Below are 15,751 nucleotides of genomic sequence, written 5' to 3' on the forward strand. Positions count from 1 at the left end.
CAAAGATATAAGCCGAAGCAGCAAACCGCATGGAGGACGAGAATGCCCGAGGACGATCACAACAGCCGCAACTGGAACACCCTGCCCTGGCATCGCCAATGGCTGGCAAAACAGGCCGAGGGACTTTTCGATTTCTTCCAGTATCGTGCCCTCAACCCTGCCGGCGGCTTCTTCGATCTCGACGCCAAGGGTGCGCCGCTGCAGCCAAACGACCCCGTGCGCGGCATTCACGCATCCGCCCGCATGGTGCATTGTTTCTCCATCGGCCATCTGCTCGGGCGTCCAGGCTGCGGCGATATCGTCGATCACGGCATGACCTATCTCTGGAACAGGCATCGCGACGGCGAACATGGCGGTTATTTCTGGCAGGTGAACGATGCCGGCCCAGTGGACGCCACCAAGCAGGGTTATGGCCATGCCTTTGTGCTTCTGGCCGCCTCTTCCGCGAAAACCGTCGGCCACCCTCTCGCAGACAAGATGCTGGCCGACATTACCGAGGTGCTCGAAACCCGGTTCTGGGAGGAAAAACACGGCGCCATCGCCGAGGAATTCCATCGCGACTGGTCGCCCATCGAGAATTACCGCGGCCAGAACTCCAACATGCACCTGACCGAAGCGCTGATGGCCGCCTATGAGGTGACCGGCGACAATAGCTACCTCAGCAAGGCGGAGCGCATCGCCGATCTCGTTATCCGCCGCCGCGCCGGCGAGCTGGATTTCCGCGTGCCGGAGCATTTCGATGAGAACTGGACGCTCGATAAGGAGTATCGCGGCAACGAAATGTTCCGCCCCTCCGGCTCCACCCCCGGCCACTGGCTGGAATGGGCGCGTCTCATCCTGCAATTATGGGTGCTGGGAGAACGCCGCCATGACTGGATGCCGGTGGCCGCAAAATCGCTGTTCGTGCAATCCATGGCGCTCGGCTGGGATCGGGAAAAGGGCGGCTTCTTTTATACGCTCGACTGGAACGACAATCCCGACAAGCGGGCAAAGCTCTGGTGGCCCATGTCCGAGGCGGCGGGCGCTGCCCACTTCCTCAACGAGAACCTGCCGGCGGACGACTTCTATGAAGACAGCTACCGCCGCATCTGGAGCACCATCGCCAACAACTTCATCGACCATGAGAATGGCGGCTGGCATGAGGAACTGACGGAAGATCTGGTTCCCGCCCACACGCTGTTCCCCGGCAAGGGCGATATCTACCACGCGCTGCAGGCCTGCCTCATCCCGCTTTTCCCGGCGACGGGAAGCCTGACGAAGGTGATCAGGGAAAGCGGCGGGGATTATTAAGGCGTTGCCCAACCGTCCGTCGTGCCGGCCTTAAGCCGGCATCCAGCCACGGCGCCTCTGCGCCGTAAAAGAGTCTTTCTCGATCTACAGCGGCATCTCAAAACCCGATGGTTTCCTCGAAATCATCCCAGGATTGGTACATTTCATAGCGACCGACACCGGGGATCGGCACATGCCCGTAATAGGGTGAAAGCTGAAACTCGGCGGCCGCCTCGCTCTTGCCGGCGACGGCCGCCACGTAAATGGCAGAGGCAAGCCCGGTACGGTTCGCGCCATGCTCACAATGGATGAGAACGGGCTTTTCCGCATTGCGCAGCACCGCCGCCAGCGTTTCCGAATCCTCCACCGAGACCTTTTCGCTTGAACTCAGCGGATAATCGACAAGCCGGAGACCGTTGTTTTTCGCCGCAAGGCTTTCGGCCTCGTACCATCCCTCACGCTTTTCATCGCGCAGGTTGATGATCGTCTTGATGCCATAAGCCTTGGCATAGGCCGCGATGTCCTTGCCGCTCGGCTGGGCCGAACGGTAAAGCTCTCCAGGAATGACTTCGTGAAAATTTCCGGTGAGCTGGCCGATGCCCATATGTGCGCCCGCCAGAACCGGCAGGGCGACAAGGCCAATGGCGGTTATTTTCAGAAACTTCAGAACAATACGCAAAACATCAACCCGCGACATTCATCGAATGGAGGGGAGATGGCATCGCAAATGGACGAAAACAAGTCAGCGGCTGTTCCAGCCGGTTTCGTTGCGGAGGAGGAGAATTCGCCTATCCGCCCGGATCTGCCGTGATGCCCGGACTTTCCGCCTTCGCTCCTCGGCGAGACAATTTTCAAAATGCCGTGATAACCGCAGCCGCGTGAGCCGCTCATTCGAATTCTGCGGAAATGACGGTAACGCGCCACTCCAGCCGTTGCGGCTCTACGCTTTCATTGTTGCGCATACGGAACGCCCGGCAGGCCGAAAAAGTCTCCCCGGCCTCGATGCGCCTTTCGCTCACCTGATAGGGATCGAAGGAAACGGAGGCGCGGAAGGCCGGTTCAAACCCTTCAAGCGTATAGGTGAGCCGCTGCACCGCGACGTCATTGTCATTGCGGAAGCTGACGCGGATCGGCAATGCCGCATCCGGGCAGACCGAATCGAATGCCGCGCTCGCGACGATATGGTCGAGCCGCTGGTTGCCGCGCCGCCAGTCATAAATCACAAAAGCGGCTGTGGCCGTCCAGATCAGCAGCAGGCAGATGACAACGGATTTGAGATGCCGCGGAAACGCAATGAGGGTGAGAAGAAGAATGGCGCTGAGAACGGCTCCGACAATCACGTCGCCCCTCCTCCGCTAAAATAAAGCCTCATGCGATCTCATCCTCCCATGCCCTTCCCATCCGCATCAATCCCCCTCACCGGGAGGCCGCAATGATGCAGTATCAACCGCAGCTTATGCCGCCGGCAATCCAACGCAAAGCGCCAGCGTCGTCTTCCACAACTCTATGGTCGCTCCCCCCGCTGTCAAGACAACCAAGCGTGACATCGACCGTCCACCGTACCGGACCTTTGCCCAAACGGCGAAGGGAACCAAACTCGGCTGAAGACGTTCGCCGCATCAGAACAGCATAGCGGGGAGATAAAAAGCCGCGATCCACGGCCGTACGGGCAGCAACGCCGGGGGACATGAGCGCCTCCTGGAACCACTGAACCGCGGCCCATATTAAAAGCAGCTAATCTATGCTATGGATGTCTGTCAGCTCAGGGAGAAAAACGATGAAAACGCTGATCGTAACGTCACTCATGGCCCTGTCGGCCAGCACCGCAATGGCCGCGGATGCCGTCTACGAGACGCCCGCACCTCCGGTCGCGCAGGAAACCCTGCCGGTCTTCACCTGGTCTGGCCCCTATCTTGGTATTCAAGGCGGCGCGGGCTGGGCAAATGGTGATTTTTCGGCGGGCGGCCCGGTCGCCTCGGATGATTTCAACGGCGGCATTCTGGGCGCCTTCGTTGGTTACAATTACCAGTTCGACAATAATCTGGTGCTCGGCATCGAAGGTGATGTCGATTATAACTGGAACGACAATGACTACGCTGGCGTCAAGATCGGCACCGACTGGCAGGGTTCCGTTCGCGGCCGTGTCGGTTATGCCTTCGACCATGCCCTGCTTTATGCCACCGCCGGCTGGACCGCGACACGCGGCTTCATCGAAACGCCCGGAGCCGGCAAGGACAGCACCACCTTCAACGGCTACACCGTCGGTGCGGGCCTGGACTATGCCTTCACGGACAATGTGTTCGGCAGGCTGGAATATCGCTACAACGACTATAGCGACAAGGACATCTTCGGCATCAATACCGATGTCGACCAGCACACTGTCAAGGTCGGTCTCGGCGTGAAGTTCTAATCGCGACCGGTCGATTTCGCTAAAAAGCCCGGCCATCTGCCGGGCTTATTTGTTGCTGAAAGCCTGCATCGGCCGCGATCTTCGCCGCCTGGGTTCAGGGAAATATGAACCGTGCAGAAATGAAATGTTCACAGGCCGTTCACCCGTCCCGTGCCATCATCCGGGCATAATGAGCCTCTATCTCCGCAGGCAGGCTTATGGAGTAGCCCCGATGAAAAAGATAATTCTTTCCACTGTTGCCGCGCTGATCGCCACGGGCAGCATTTTTGCATCCTATGGCACTGCTGCCGCGCAGGACTATCCCTATCGCCCGCGCTATGACCGTGGCTACGACCGCGGCGGCCCACCCCCACCGCCCTACCGCGAACACCGCCGCCACAATGACGGAGCAGCGATTGCCGGCGGCCTCGCCGCAGGCGTCATTGGCGGCCTGATCGGCGGCGCCATCGCCAACAGCAATAACGGCCCGCGCTACTACGAACCGCCACCGCCGCCCCGCCCCCGCTGCTGGTTCGAAGACCGCCGCGTGCCCAATTCCTATGATGGTGGCTGGCATACGGAAAGTATGCGGGTTTGTAACTGACGGCATAGTCGCAACAGACAAGGGCGCCGGGCGAAATGAACCGGCGCGCTATGCAGTCGACGTTTGCCCGGAAAAACATATGCCCCTTAGACACAATGTGCGGCTATATTTTCTCAGCAGCCTTCAAGGCGTTAGGTTGAGACGTTCGTTTGGGGACTCGCGCAGTATATGGCCTACCTCGGCTCGTGGTATAAATTGCGGCCCACATTTTCCCTGTTCGAATATCGCCAGTTACGTCTTCGCGAGGATGCGCCATCCCCGTCCATTCTTGTCCGGATCCGAGCATCGTAGGAATTATCGGCGGATGTCCAGGCATTTGAGGATGCAGAACCACAAACGTTTGGCTCGCTTTGTTGCGCCATTTCGCCCATATATTGGGGTACTCCAGTAAACAAAAATGGGTAATCGTAGTAGGAGCATCGCCACGGTTCACAGCGTTTACCACAAGCAAGTTAGTCTGCTCTACTCCGCCTTGGCCAATCAATGTCATATCAGGATTGGCACGCACAGAGATTTTGGGGCCGCTCTCAAACCAGCGTCTGATTTCCAATGCCAGCGCGCCTGTTGCTACAATCGCGGCATAAACTGCTGCCCAATCACTAGCGTTCATTTTTGAAGCCACCCCTTTTCATGACCCGGTTAAGGAGCGATGGTGGGCCCGGAGGGACTCGAACCCCCAACCAAGCGGTTATGAGCCGCCGGCTCTAACCATTGAGCTACAGGCCCCTTTCGGAAAATCAGTCCGAAGCACCGGTTCGCAATGGCTCGAATCCGGTGGGTCACGCTCTAACGTAATTTTTTGAGCCCGACAAGCCAATGATGCTTTCGCAAAGCAGCGCCGCCGTATTAGCTACACAATCTAAGGCAATACCCTTCAAAGGGACTCAATCAACGAGGAAACACCATGAAGACAAAAACGGCTCGCCTTTTCGCACTCACCGCAATGACCGCAGCAGCCATGATGCCGCTCGCTGCCCAGGTTTCTGCGCAGGAAGCTTCCCCGCGCGAAGCCACCATCAGTGTTTCCGGTGAAGGCCAGTCGGCCATTGCCCCCGACATGGCGATCCTGTCCTTCAGTGTCATCAAGCAGGCGGAGACCGCGGCTGCGGCACTGACCGAAAACTCCAAGGCGCTTGCAGATGTTCTAAAGGCGCTGAAAGAGGCCGCCATCGAGGACCGCGACCTGCAGACCAGCAACTTTTCGGTGCAACCGCTCTATAAGCACTATGAACCCAAGGACGGCGTCTATGTCGCGCCCGAGATCACCGGCTATCAGGTGTCCAACGGCCTGACCGTGCGGGTGCGCGACCTGAAAAAGCTCGGCGCGATCCTCGATACCTCCGTCAAGCTCGGCATCAACCAGGGCGGCGACATCACCTTCACCAATGACAAGCCGGAAGCGACGGTGACCGAGGCCCGCAAGCAGGCCGTCGCCGATGCTCTCGCCAAGGCGAAGACGCTGACGGAAGCGGCGGGCGTGAAGCTTGGCCGCGTCATTCAGATCAGCGAGAACTCGCAGCGCCCGATGCCGGTACCGGCGGGCATGATGCGTGCTTCGATGATGAAGGAAGCCGACAGCGTGCCGATCGCTTCGGGCGAGAACAGCTACAGCGTGGTGGTCAACGTCACCTTCGCTCTCGAGCAGTAAGATCGGCGGCGGGCGGTACTCCTGTGCCGCTCTTCGCCATCCGAAGTTTGGCCATTGGCATGATACAAAACGAAATGCCCCTCGCCTGTCTTTTTGGACAAGCGAGGGGCATTTTTTAATCGTTCCGCCGGACGGGGTATCAGCAGATCGATAAGGCTATACGCTGTTAGCGCCGGATCACCGGGCAACCGCGCTCATTGGCGAAAACGATGCGATCACGGCCGCGACGGTCGAAGCCTGCCACCACGACACGGCGCGGCGACACATCAACCACGCGGGCGCGGCGAAGACCCATGCGGCCTGCCTTTTCTTCCGCAAGCCAGGGCGAGCAGCCACGGCGCGGGCGATCCGGACGACCCCAGCCGGGGCGATGGCCATAACCATCCTGAACCTGAACCCTGAACTGAACGTCCGAGGCTGCGGAAGCCGCTGGCGCAGTAACGGAAATTCCACCGAGGGCGATGAGGGCAGCCAGGCCGGCTTTTGCGAAGGTGCTGAACATGAACTCACTCCGTTTGTTTCTTTGCCGACAGGGGAACATCCCCCGGCGATTGACGAGACCCTAGACCCGCCCGCCTGAATATTAACAGAACCGAATGTTCAGCAGGCGTTCAGGGTGCTTAACGCGAAGCATGGCGCTCTGGATCCGTATCTCAGGACGAGATATGCAGCACGATTTCGCGGCGATGCGGCTGGTCACGATGTTCAAAAAGATAAAGGCCCTGCCAGGTGCCGAGCACGAGCCTGCCGTCGCTGATCGGTACGCCAATGGAAACCGTGGTGAGCGCTGATTTGATATGGGCGGGCATATCGTCGGGACCTTCGAGCGTATGGATGATCCAGCGCATGGAGGGATCGTCGGAAGGCGGGACGAGGCGGGAGAAAAACGCCGTGAGATCGCGCCGCACATCGGGATCGGCATTTTCCTGAATGAGCAGCGAGCAGGATGTGTGCCGGACGAAGATCGTCAGCAAGCCTTCTTCCACGCCGGCGTGGCTGACGAACGCCTTGGCCTCGGATGTGAATTCATAAAGACCCTGCCCCCGGGTGGCGACGATGATTTTTCTCTGCGGCACATTTTTTCCTTCACTGAGCTGGAACAAAATCGGCGATGCCAACGTTTCAGCATGTCAATTTGTATCCGATGACGTAAGGGATACGACAATAGCGTGACGACGGCCCATAAAGCAGAACGGAACACCGGTGTCACAGTTGCAAAAAACGGGGAAGGGTTGGCACTGTCAGAATGAATTATCCAGGCTTACCCTTTTCTTTACGAACACAATGGTCCTCGTCCAAGACAGACACAGGGTGCGAAAGACTGATTCATGGCACCCAGTGATTATCATGTCGATCTGACCAATTGCGACCGCGAACCCATCCACATCCCAGGCTATATTCAACCGCACGGCTGCCTCATCGCCTGCGATAACGCCATGCGCATGGTGCTGCGGCATTCTGAAAACTGCCGCGAAATGCTGGGCGTCGAAGGCGACATCAACGGCAAAACCGCCGAGGAGGTGCTCGGCAAAAAACTTGTCCACGATCTCCGCAATGCGCTCACCGTCACCGGCAGAACTACGCGTCCCGCCATGCTGCCCGCCGTGGAAATGAGCGACGGTCGCGGCTTCGACATTTCGCTCCACCGCTACAAATCCACCACGATCATCGAATTCGAACCCTCCCGCAACGAGACGCAGCCGCTCGGCACCGCGCGCAAGATGGTGGACCGCATCCGCGAAGCGGACAGCGTCGAAAGCCTGATCTCCAGAACGACGCGGCTGATAAAGGCGACGCTCGGCTATGACCGGGTGATGATCTACCGCTTCGAGGAGGATGGCGCAGGCAAGGTCTTGTCGGAAGCGAAGCAGCCGGAGCTGGAAAGCTTTCTCGGGCAATATTTCCCCGCCAGCGACATTCCGCAGCAGGCCCGCGCGCTTTATCTCAAGAATACGCTGCGCATTATCTCGGATGCCAGCGGCGCCCGTGTTCCCGTCCTGCCGGTTGTCGATGCCTCCGGCGAGCCGCTCGATATGTCCTTCGCGCATCTGCGCAGCGTCTCGCCCATCCATTGCGAATATCTTCGCAACATGGGTGTTGCGGCTTCCATGTCGATTTCGGTGATTGTCGACGGTGCGCTATGGGGCCTGATCGCCTGCCACCATTATTCCCCGCGCGTGCTGACGATGCCAGTCCGGATCGCTGCGGAAATGTTCGGAGAGTTTTTCTCCATGCATTTGCAGGTTCTAAAGCAGAAGCGCAGGCTCGATACCGTCAACCATGCCCATGCCGCTCTTGACCGCTTCCTTCAGCTTGCCGCCCATCACGCCAACATTGAAGAACTGCTGGTCGACAGCTTTCAGGATTTTGCCGATCTGATGCCCTGCGACGGCGTTGGGCTCTGGGTCGATAACAACTGGCACGGCCATGGCGCAACGCCGCCGCACAATGCCATTCCAAGGCTGGCGCGTTTTGTGGCTTCGGCTTCGGAAGGCAAGGTCTGGGCGACGCATGCGCTATCGCAGGCCATACCGGAGGCGGAAATCTATGCCGGCACGGCAGCTGGAATGCTCGCCATTCCGCTGTCGCAGGTGAAAAACGACTATCTGCTGTTTTTCCGCAAGGAGATCGTGCAAAATCTGAACTGGGCCGGCAATCCTGAAAAATCCTATGAGACCGGCCCGATGGGCGACCGCCTTACCCCGCGCAAGAGCTTTGCGATCTGGAAAGAGACGGTCCGCTTGCAGGCGCAGCCCTGGTCGGAAGCCGACCGGGAGATCGCGGAAGCGGCGAGAATTGCGCTGGTCGAGGTCGCATTCCATCACAGCGAGCTGATGGCGGGCGAGAGGGAACGCGCGGAAGTGCGTCAGCGCATGCTGAACGAGGAGCTCAACCACCGCGTCAAGAATGTTCTGGCCATCATCAAATCGCTGGTCGGCAATCCCTCGCAGGAGGGCAAGACCTTGCAGGAATATGTGACCGCCCTGAAGGGCCGCATTCAGGCATTGTCCTTTGCCCATGACCAGATCATTCGCGGCGAAGGCGGCGGCGCGCTGCGCGACCTGCTGGATGCCGAACTGTCGCCGCATCGCTCTCCGGAAACGACGGTGAAGCTTGAAGGCCCCCAGGTCACACTCGATTCCCGCGCTTTCTCGGTGATGGCGTTGGTGCTGCACGAACTTGCGACGAATGCCGCCAAATACGGCGCGCTTTCGCAAAATGGCGGGCAATTGCATGTGCGCTGGGACATCAACGAGAACCGCGATTGCGAGATCGAGTGGCGTGAAATCCTGCCGACCAAACTGCCGACGCCGTCGCGCGCCGGTTTCGGTACGGCACTCATCAGCCGCAGTATTCCTTATGACCTCGGTGGGCGCAGCACCATGCGCTATCTGCCGGATGGGCTGGAGGCGGAAATTTTCCTGCCCTCCCGTCACGTCTCGTCGGCCACGGCAAGTACCGACACGCGAACCGAACTTGAAATTGCGCCGCAGCCCAGACGCTATAACCGGGAGGAGCCATTGAAAGTCTTACTCGTCGAAGACCAGATGCTCATCGCCATGGATGTCGAGAACATGCTGGAAGATAATGGCATCAAGGCAATCGAAACCGCGACCTCGTCGGCCATGGCACTTGAAAAGCTGAAAAGCTATGTGCCTGACGTCGCCATTCTCGACATCAATCTCGGCTCCGATACCTCGATCCCCGTCGCCCGCGAACTTCACCGCCGTGGCATTCCGTTCATGTTCGCCACCGGTTATGCGGATGGCAGCATGGTGCCGGATGAGTTCGGCGCCGTGCCTGTCATCAGGAAGCCTTATGATGAGGATGCGCTGATGGCGGGCATTGGGCTGCTGATGGGGGATGCGGAGCGGGTGTAGGAGATTGATGCGAACCAGCCCTACTGAAATCTTGTAAAGCCGCGCTTTTTCGCGTCTTCCGGGCTGACCTCATTCCCAATTTTAAACCGGAATTCCGTCACCGTGTAATTTTCCAGATCGACTTCACACTGGAACGAAACGTCATGCCAGCCATTGCCCGTGTTGAACGCGCCGCCGGAAGCATCGATTGAGTTACCGGAAATCCTGCCGCCCGTGTCCGAATAGGGGATCATGCCCCTGGCGGCAAATCCTGCGCTCTGAATCTGGGCCAGGGCTTCGGTGCTGCAAAGCTGAACGACGCGGCGACGTGGTGGCAGATCGCCAAACATCTGACGTCTCTGGGCCGGTGACAGCATGGACGAAGACAGGAGGTTTTTGGCCGCCGGAAGTTTTACGGGTTTCTTTTCCGTCACTTCCGCCGGCTTTTCTTCAGTTGGCTTGGCCTGCGGTACAGGCGGCTGATCGGGCTGCGTTTCTTCCTTCACGGGTGAAACCGCGATTTCCCCCTGTGCGGCGGAAGCCTGAAGATCGCTGTTGGCGGCAGGAGCTGCGGGCTTTTCCTCAGCCGTTTTTTCAGGCTGGCTTGCAGGCTCTTCGGAAGGCTCGGTCTTTTCCGCTTCCTCCGTCTTGCCCGGCTTGTCCTCGGGATCCGCCCGCGTTTCCTCAGGCCGCATGGCGATGGCCGGTAGCGTCGCCTGTGGCGGCGGCAAAGTTTTCGCGTCTTCTGCCGGAGGAGCTGGCGGCGGAGGTGGCGGAGGTTCTGGCTTTTCCTCTTTAGCCTTCTCTTCACCCGGCGAAGGGGCCTCTTCCGCCTTTTTTTCCTCGGGCGGCGGCACGAGTTCGACGCTGACGCTCTCCGGCTCCTGCGGTTCGGCTATCCGCTCCGGCAATTCAAAAAAGAACAGTGCGACAACGGCCAGATGCAGCAGCACGGAGATGGGCACTGCCCATCCCTTCCCTTTCCACCTGCTTGCCGAAACCTGTTGCATCAATCGAACCAAATCGAAACCGAGCATTTCCGGCAAAGCGGAAAGCGATATGTTTCACACATAGGGCTTGTCGCAGAGTTCGCCAGTGCGGGAAACAAAAAACCCGGCCAGAGGTGACTGACCGGGTTCAATTTTAAAAGAAATAAACAGCTTAGCTGTCGAGGAAGCTCCGGAGCTTTCGCGAACGGCTCGGATGCTTCAGCTTGCGCAGCGCCTTCGCCTCGATCTGGCGGATACGTTCGCGCGTCACCGAGAACTGCTGGCCGACTTCTTCCAACGTATGGTCGGTGTTCATGCCGATGCCGAAACGCATGCGCAGAACACGTTCTTCACGCGGCGTCAGCGAAGCGAGAACGCGGGTGGTCGTCTCGCGCAGGTTCGCCTGAATGGCGGCGTCGATCGGCAGCAGCGCGTTCTTATCCTCGATGAAGTCACCGAGATGCGAATCCTCTTCGTCACCCACGGGGGTTTCGAGCGAAATCGGCTCCTTGGCGATCTTCAGAACCTTGCGCACCTTTTCAAGAGGCATGGCGAGCTTCTCGGCCAGCTCTTCCGGGGTCGGTTCGCGGCCGATCTCGTGCAGCATCTGGCGCGACGTGCGAACGATCTTGTTGATCGTTTCGATCATATGCACCGGAATACGGATCGTGCGGGCCTGGTCGGCAATCGAACGGGTGATCGCCTGCCTGATCCACCAGGTCGCATAGGTCGAGAACTTGTAACCACGGCGATATTCGAACTTATCAACCGCCTTCATCAGGCCGATATTGCCTTCCTGAATGAGATCGAGGAACTGCAGACCACGGTTGGTGTATTTCTTCGCAATCGAGATCACCAGACGCAGGTTGGCCTCGACCATCTCCTTCTTGGCGATCCGCGCTTCGCGCTCGCCCTTCTGCACCATCGAAACGATGCGGCGGAATTCGGCGATGGAAATGCCGGTTTCCGTCGAGAGGTTCTGGATTTCCTGACGGATTTCCCGGATCGTGTTGCTTTCCTCGCGAGCGAATTCCTTCCAGCCGCGGGCGGCCAGATTGGCAATCGACTTCATCCAGTTCGGATCGAGTTCCGCACCGTGATACTGCTCAAGGAAGCTGTCACGCTTGACGCCATAGGATTCGGCAAGGCGCAGCAGCCGGCCTTCATTCTGCATCAGGCGCTTGGAAATGTCGTAGAGCTGCTCGACAAGGCTGTCGATACGGTTCTGGTTCAGCGACAGCGACTTGACGGCCGTAATCAGCTGATCCTTCAGTTCCTTGTACCGACGCTCCTGGCCGGAAGACAGGGTGCCGGTGCAGGCGAGACGCGCTTCCACCTGCTGATCCTGAAGCTTGCGCAGCTTCTTGTAGGTGTCGGCGATGGTGTCGAGCGTTTCCATGACCTGCGGGCGCAGTTCGGCTTCCATCGCGGCAAGCGAAAGATTGGACTCGTCGTCGTCCTCTTCTTCCTCTTCCGGCGGAAGGCCGTCACCACCCACATCCGTCACGTCATCGTCACCGGAAGGTGCACGCAGCTTGCGGGTCTTTTCCTTCTCTTCGGCGGCCTTGCGGTCGGCCTCGATCTTTTCCGGACTCTGGAACTGGGGCGCCGCCTTGGCTTCCGGACCGGAATAGGTGGTTTCGAGATCGATGATCTCACGCAGCAGCGTCGTACCTTCGTTGAGTTCGTCGCGCCAGATGATCAGCGCCTGAAACGTCAGCGGGCTTTCGCACAGGCCGGAAATCATAGTTTCACGGCCGGCCTCGATGCGCTTGGCAATGGCGATTTCGCCTTCGCGCGACAGAAGCTCGACGGAACCCATCTCACGCAGATACATGCGCACGGGGTCGTCAGTGCGGTCGGTCGGTTCTTTCTTCTTTGCGGTCGCAAGCGCGGTGCCGCCGGAAGGAGCGAGTTCGCCGCCCTCGGATTCCTCACCATCGGAATCGCCGTCGTCGTCACTGCCGGCAGCTTCCTCGGCGTCCTCGTCCTCGATGACGTTGATGCCCATGTCGGACAGCATCGCCATCGTGTCCTCGATCTGCTCGGAGGTCACCTCTTCGGACGGCAGGACGGAATTCAACTCGTCCATCGTTACATAGCCGCGCTTCTTGGCGGCCTTGATCATTTTCTTGACCGCGTCATCCGAAAGGTCGAGAAGCGGGCCGTCCGTCGCACCGTCGCGTTCGTTTTCTGCTTCTTCGTTTTCTTTGACTTTGGTTGCCATCTATCTCGTCGCTTTCCCTGACGCTAACACCTGTTCCGCAGCATCGCCGTCCGCCCCTTGAGCATCCAGCGTTTGCCGCGAATCACTGTCAGACACCTAACGGAGTGATCTTTAATTGCCGATTAACCACGGCAGCCTCAGGCAGAATGCAAAGACAGTGCACCCGGAAATGCTTGCTCATGCAATTTCTATCCGCCAAGGCTCATTCCACTTTACTATTCATGAAATGGTGATTCCCGCTATTTCCCGCCCCGTCAAGCCTTTAAGGGCGAGACAGCCAAGGAAATTCTTAAAAAGAGCCGCATTTTGCGGGTTATCACCAGACTAACCCCTATTTAGGACGCCTGCCGCAAAAGGCAACCCCACCCGCCTTTCAATTCTTGGCCAGGCCTCTCAGCCATGGCCGAAGGCCGGCCCCTTCACCCGGCCGGACATGACCCCGAAACCATCGATGATAGCCTCCTGATTTTCCATACGACCGATTTCAAGCTGAACTTCGGCCAGCGCCCGCACCAGAAGTGTGCCGCGCTCGTCGTCTGTCGCTTCGGCGATTTCGCGCTCCAGTTCCTTTTTTTGCCAGAGCAGGGATTTCGTCCTCTTATGCAGGGAAAGAGCCTGCACGTATCCCTCGCGCGCATCCTCCATCGCCGCCTGCTCCGTCGCCGTCCACAGGCGGGCATTGCGAACCTGCTGATCCATCGCCTTAAGAAGCACCTCGAAACCCTGTTGCGACAGGCGCTCGATCAACCCGGCCCGCGAAATATCCGCCGCACTTTCCGCCGCATATGTCAGCACCGTCGACCACAGGCGCTGCAGATCGCGGTTCTCGTAATCGATGGCGGCGATCTCATCATATTCCTCGAGCAGCAATTCGGGATGATTGACGATGGTGATGGCGAGAACGCTTTCCCGGAGCGAAGGCTTGGTCTGGTAACCCCTGACGAGACCCGATTGCGCCAGCCGGTCTGAAATGCTGCTGGCCGGTGCAGCCATCGCCCCGCCCCGCCCCGGCGCATTGCGCTGGAAACCGCGTCCCGCCGGCTGAGCGCCATTGCGACGGAAATTGCCGCCCTGCGCTCCGCCCTGCTGAAAACGCGGCTGGAAAAAGCCGTTCAGCCTCTCGCGCATATCCTGTTGGTAAAAGCGGCGCACCGTCTCGTCGCCGATCACGGCCACGATCTGCCGCAGCCGGCTTTCGAGCTGGGCGCGCTTTTCCGGCGTATCGAAAGTGACGCCGGAGGTCTCACGGCTCCAGATCATCGCGGCAAGCGGCTTGGCTTCCGAAAGCACCCGGTCGAAGGGCGCGCGCCCCTCCAGCCGCACGAGATCGTCCGGGTCCTTGCCATCGGGCAGAAGCGCGAAGCTGACGGAACGATCCGGCTTGATATGCGGTAAGGCGAGATCGGCCGCACGGTTGGCGGCGCGAATGCCGGCGCCATCGCCATCGAAGCAGAGGATCGGCTGCGGCGACATTTTCCAGAGAAGGTCGAGCTGGCTTTCGGTCAGCGCCGTGCCGAGCGGCGCGACGGCATTTTCCACACCTGCCTGATAGAGCGCGATAACATCCATGTAACCTTCGACGGCAATGACCGAACCGCCTGCCGCCTGCGAGGCGCGCCGTGCGCGGGCGAAATTATAGAGAACATTGCCCTTGTGAAAGAGCTCGGTCTCGTTGGAATTGAGATATTTCGCCACCGCATCCGCCGCCATGGCGCGGCCGCCGAAAGCAATCACCTTTTCCCGTGACGACAGGATCGGGAACATGATCCGGTCGCGGAAGCGGTCATAGGAGACCGGCACATTCTCATGCACCACCAGCCCGCAGGCTTCCATCTGCTCCTTCGTCACACCCTTGCTCGCCAAATGCTCCTTCAGCGCATTGCGGCTATCGGGCGCATAACCCAGCCGGAACGTCTCGATGGTGCGCCCGGTCAGCCCGCGATCGCGCAAGTAAGCCCGCGCCCGAGCGCCAAGCGCCGTTTGCAACTGATCCTGAAAGAACAGCGTCGCCATTTCCATGACGTCCTGCAGCGAGGTCCGCTCGCGTTCCCGCTTTTCCGCCTGCGGATCGGGCTGCGGCATGGAAATGCCGGCCATATCGGCGATCTGTTGAACGGCTTCCGGGAAACTTAAGCCCTCAAGCTCCGTCAGAAAGCGGAAGTGATCGCCGGAAACGCCGCAACCGAAGCAATGGTAGCGCCCCTTGCGATCCTCGCAATGGAAGCTCGGGCTTTTCTCGCCATGGAACGGGCAGCAGGCCCAATAATCCCCGCGCGACGTATTGGTTTTCTTCTTGTCCCAGGACACACGTCGGCCGATCACATCGGAGATGTTCACGCGGTCGCGTATCTCATCGAGGAAAGAATTGGAAAAGCGCATGGGTTACCTGTTCGAGGCCAGTCTTTCATATAAGCGCAGAAAGGCTTGAGCACCAACCTAAAGAAAGACAATACCCGATATTCACAGGCTACAGAGATGAAAACGATGCCGCCATTGCGCCAGCTTCCGGCAAATTTATGGCGGTGCAACATCACCAAAAATTATGTTTTTGTAATTTGAGCGACGTGTTGCGACGATGTAAAAACAAAACATAGTCAAAGGCAGTGTTTGAAATTTCCATGCATCTGCCGAAACCCGCAGGCACGTCCCCCCGAAAAAGCCTGCGTGGAAGAGCATTTTGATCCGCCGGAATGCATCTTCGTCGGCAGAAAAAAGGCAGGGTAGCCATGGCTGCCCTGCCTTTACTTTCTCAGAAATGGCGAAAA

Annotated in this window: 13 protein-coding genes and 1 tRNA gene; 5 read left to right on the forward strand and 9 right to left on the reverse strand. The window is 58.9% G+C overall.

The genetic code is table 11. The features are described 5' to 3' along the window. Nucleotides 1-42 precede the first annotated feature (42 nt). The gene (locus ACQZ48_RS09150; RefSeq protein ID WP_137410726.1) at nt 43-1,290 is read left to right on the forward strand and encodes an AGE family epimerase/isomerase; all 1,248 of its coding nucleotides are present in this window, start codon (nt 43-45) and stop codon (nt 1,288-1,290) included. Between the two features lie 97 nt (nt 1,291-1,387). On the opposite strand, the gene ACQZ48_RS09155 is transcribed toward ACQZ48_RS09150, so the two are convergent. Further along, on the reverse strand, nt 1,388-1,948 hold the full coding sequence (locus ACQZ48_RS09155; RefSeq protein ID WP_137410727.1) for a dual specificity protein phosphatase family protein: 561 nt from the start codon (nt 1,946-1,948) through the stop codon (nt 1,388-1,390). Between the two features lie 208 nt (nt 1,949-2,156). Beyond that, nucleotides 2,157-2,609, reverse strand: a complete 453-nt coding sequence (locus ACQZ48_RS09160) for a hypothetical protein (protein ID WP_077983095.1) — start codon at nt 2,607-2,609, stop codon at nt 2,157-2,159. Nucleotides 2,610-3,046: 437 nt separating this feature from the next. On the opposite strand from ACQZ48_RS09160, the gene ACQZ48_RS09165 reads away from it, so the two are divergent. Next, the gene (locus ACQZ48_RS09165; protein ID WP_077983094.1) at nt 3,047-3,679 is read left to right on the forward strand and encodes an outer membrane protein; all 633 of its coding nucleotides are present in this window, start codon (nt 3,047-3,049) and stop codon (nt 3,677-3,679) included. 211 nt (nt 3,680-3,890) lie between these two features. Further along, nucleotides 3,891-4,262 carry a hypothetical protein gene (locus tag ACQZ48_RS09170; RefSeq protein ID WP_173989803.1) on the forward strand — a complete coding sequence of 124 codons (372 nt, stop codon included), beginning with the start codon at nt 3,891-3,893 and terminating at the stop codon, nt 4,260-4,262. Nucleotides 4,263-4,365: 103 nt separating this feature from the next. On the opposite strand, the gene ACQZ48_RS09175 is transcribed toward ACQZ48_RS09170, so the two are convergent. Next, nucleotides 4,366-4,872, reverse strand: coding sequence for a hypothetical protein (locus ACQZ48_RS09175; protein ID WP_191217523.1), 507 nt, complete (start codon nt 4,870-4,872; stop codon nt 4,366-4,368). A gap of 40 nt (nt 4,873-4,912) precedes the next feature. Then, a tRNA-Ile gene (locus ACQZ48_RS09180) sits at nt 4,913-4,988 on the reverse strand. 178 nt (nt 4,989-5,166) lie between these two features. On the opposite strand from ACQZ48_RS09180, the gene ACQZ48_RS09185 reads away from it, so the two are divergent. Beyond that, entirely contained in the window at nt 5,167-5,910 is a 744-nt protein-coding gene (locus ACQZ48_RS09185) for an SIMPL domain-containing protein (RefSeq protein WP_137410729.1), read from the forward strand. A gap of 166 nt (nt 5,911-6,076) precedes the next feature. Here the strand turns inward: ACQZ48_RS09185 and ACQZ48_RS09190 are convergent, their stop codons facing one another. Next, complete coding sequence (locus ACQZ48_RS09190; RefSeq protein WP_191217522.1) at nt 6,077-6,412, reverse strand: hypothetical protein; 336 nt, start codon at nt 6,410-6,412, stop codon at nt 6,077-6,079. A 151-nt stretch (nt 6,413-6,563) separates the two neighbouring features. Next, the gene (locus ACQZ48_RS09195) at nt 6,564-6,986 is read right to left on the reverse strand and encodes a secondary thiamine-phosphate synthase enzyme YjbQ (protein ID WP_142911705.1); all 423 of its coding nucleotides are present in this window, start codon (nt 6,984-6,986) and stop codon (nt 6,564-6,566) included. A 252-nt stretch (nt 6,987-7,238) separates the two neighbouring features. Between ACQZ48_RS09195 and ACQZ48_RS09200 the strand changes: the two genes are divergently transcribed. Further along, nucleotides 7,239-9,791, forward strand: coding sequence for an HWE histidine kinase domain-containing protein (locus tag ACQZ48_RS09200; RefSeq protein WP_191217521.1), 2,553 nt, complete (start codon nt 7,239-7,241; stop codon nt 9,789-9,791). 20 nt (nt 9,792-9,811) lie between these two features. Here ACQZ48_RS09200 and ACQZ48_RS09205 read toward each other — a convergent pair whose 3' ends face one another. The 3 genes from ACQZ48_RS09205 to dnaG all read right to left on the reverse strand — a co-directional run bounded on the left by ACQZ48_RS09205 (nt 9,812) and on the right by dnaG (nt 15,365). Further along, nucleotides 9,812-10,735, reverse strand: coding sequence for a DUF930 domain-containing protein (locus tag ACQZ48_RS09205; RefSeq protein WP_170985535.1), 924 nt, complete (start codon nt 10,733-10,735; stop codon nt 9,812-9,814). Between the two features lie 196 nt (nt 10,736-10,931). Next, on the reverse strand, nt 10,932-12,986 hold the full coding sequence (rpoD, locus tag ACQZ48_RS09210; protein ID WP_077983090.1) for an RNA polymerase sigma factor RpoD: 2,055 nt from the start codon (nt 12,984-12,986) through the stop codon (nt 10,932-10,934). 393 nt (nt 12,987-13,379) lie between these two features. Beyond that, nucleotides 13,380-15,365 carry a DNA primase gene (gene dnaG, locus ACQZ48_RS09215; RefSeq protein WP_137410734.1) on the reverse strand — a complete coding sequence of 662 codons (1,986 nt, stop codon included), beginning with the start codon at nt 15,363-15,365 and terminating at the stop codon, nt 13,380-13,382. Nucleotides 15,366-15,751 lie beyond the last annotated feature (386 nt).

This window comes from Agrobacterium sp. 22-209-1, assembly GCF_053522485.1.

Bases quoted from the DNA above. Each gene is read 5' to 3' on its own strand.
- ACQZ48_RS09175 (WP_191217523.1), bottom strand. From the start codon at position 4,872: ATGAACGCTAGTGATTGGGCAGCAGTTTATGCCGCGATTGTAGCAACA.
- rpoD (WP_077983090.1), bottom strand. From the start codon at position 12,986: ATGGCAACCAAAGTCAAAGAAAACGAAGAAGCAGAAAACGAACGCGAC.
- ACQZ48_RS09150 (WP_137410726.1), top strand. From the start codon at position 43: ATGCCCGAGGACGATCACAACAGCCGCAACTGGAACACCCTGCCCTGG.
- ACQZ48_RS09200 (WP_191217521.1), top strand. From the start codon at position 7,239: ATGGCACCCAGTGATTATCATGTCGATCTGACCAATTGCGACCGCGAA.
- ACQZ48_RS09190 (WP_191217522.1), bottom strand. From the start codon at position 6,412: ATGTTCAGCACCTTCGCAAAAGCCGGCCTGGCTGCCCTCATCGCCCTC.
- ACQZ48_RS09185 (WP_137410729.1), top strand. From the start codon at position 5,167: ATGAAGACAAAAACGGCTCGCCTTTTCGCACTCACCGCAATGACCGCA.
- ACQZ48_RS09170 (WP_173989803.1), top strand. From the start codon at position 3,891: ATGAAAAAGATAATTCTTTCCACTGTTGCCGCGCTGATCGCCACGGGC.
- dnaG (WP_137410734.1), bottom strand. From the start codon at position 15,365: ATGCGCTTTTCCAATTCTTTCCTCGATGAGATACGCGACCGCGTGAAC.
- ACQZ48_RS09165 (WP_077983094.1), top strand. From the start codon at position 3,047: ATGAAAACGCTGATCGTAACGTCACTCATGGCCCTGTCGGCCAGCACC.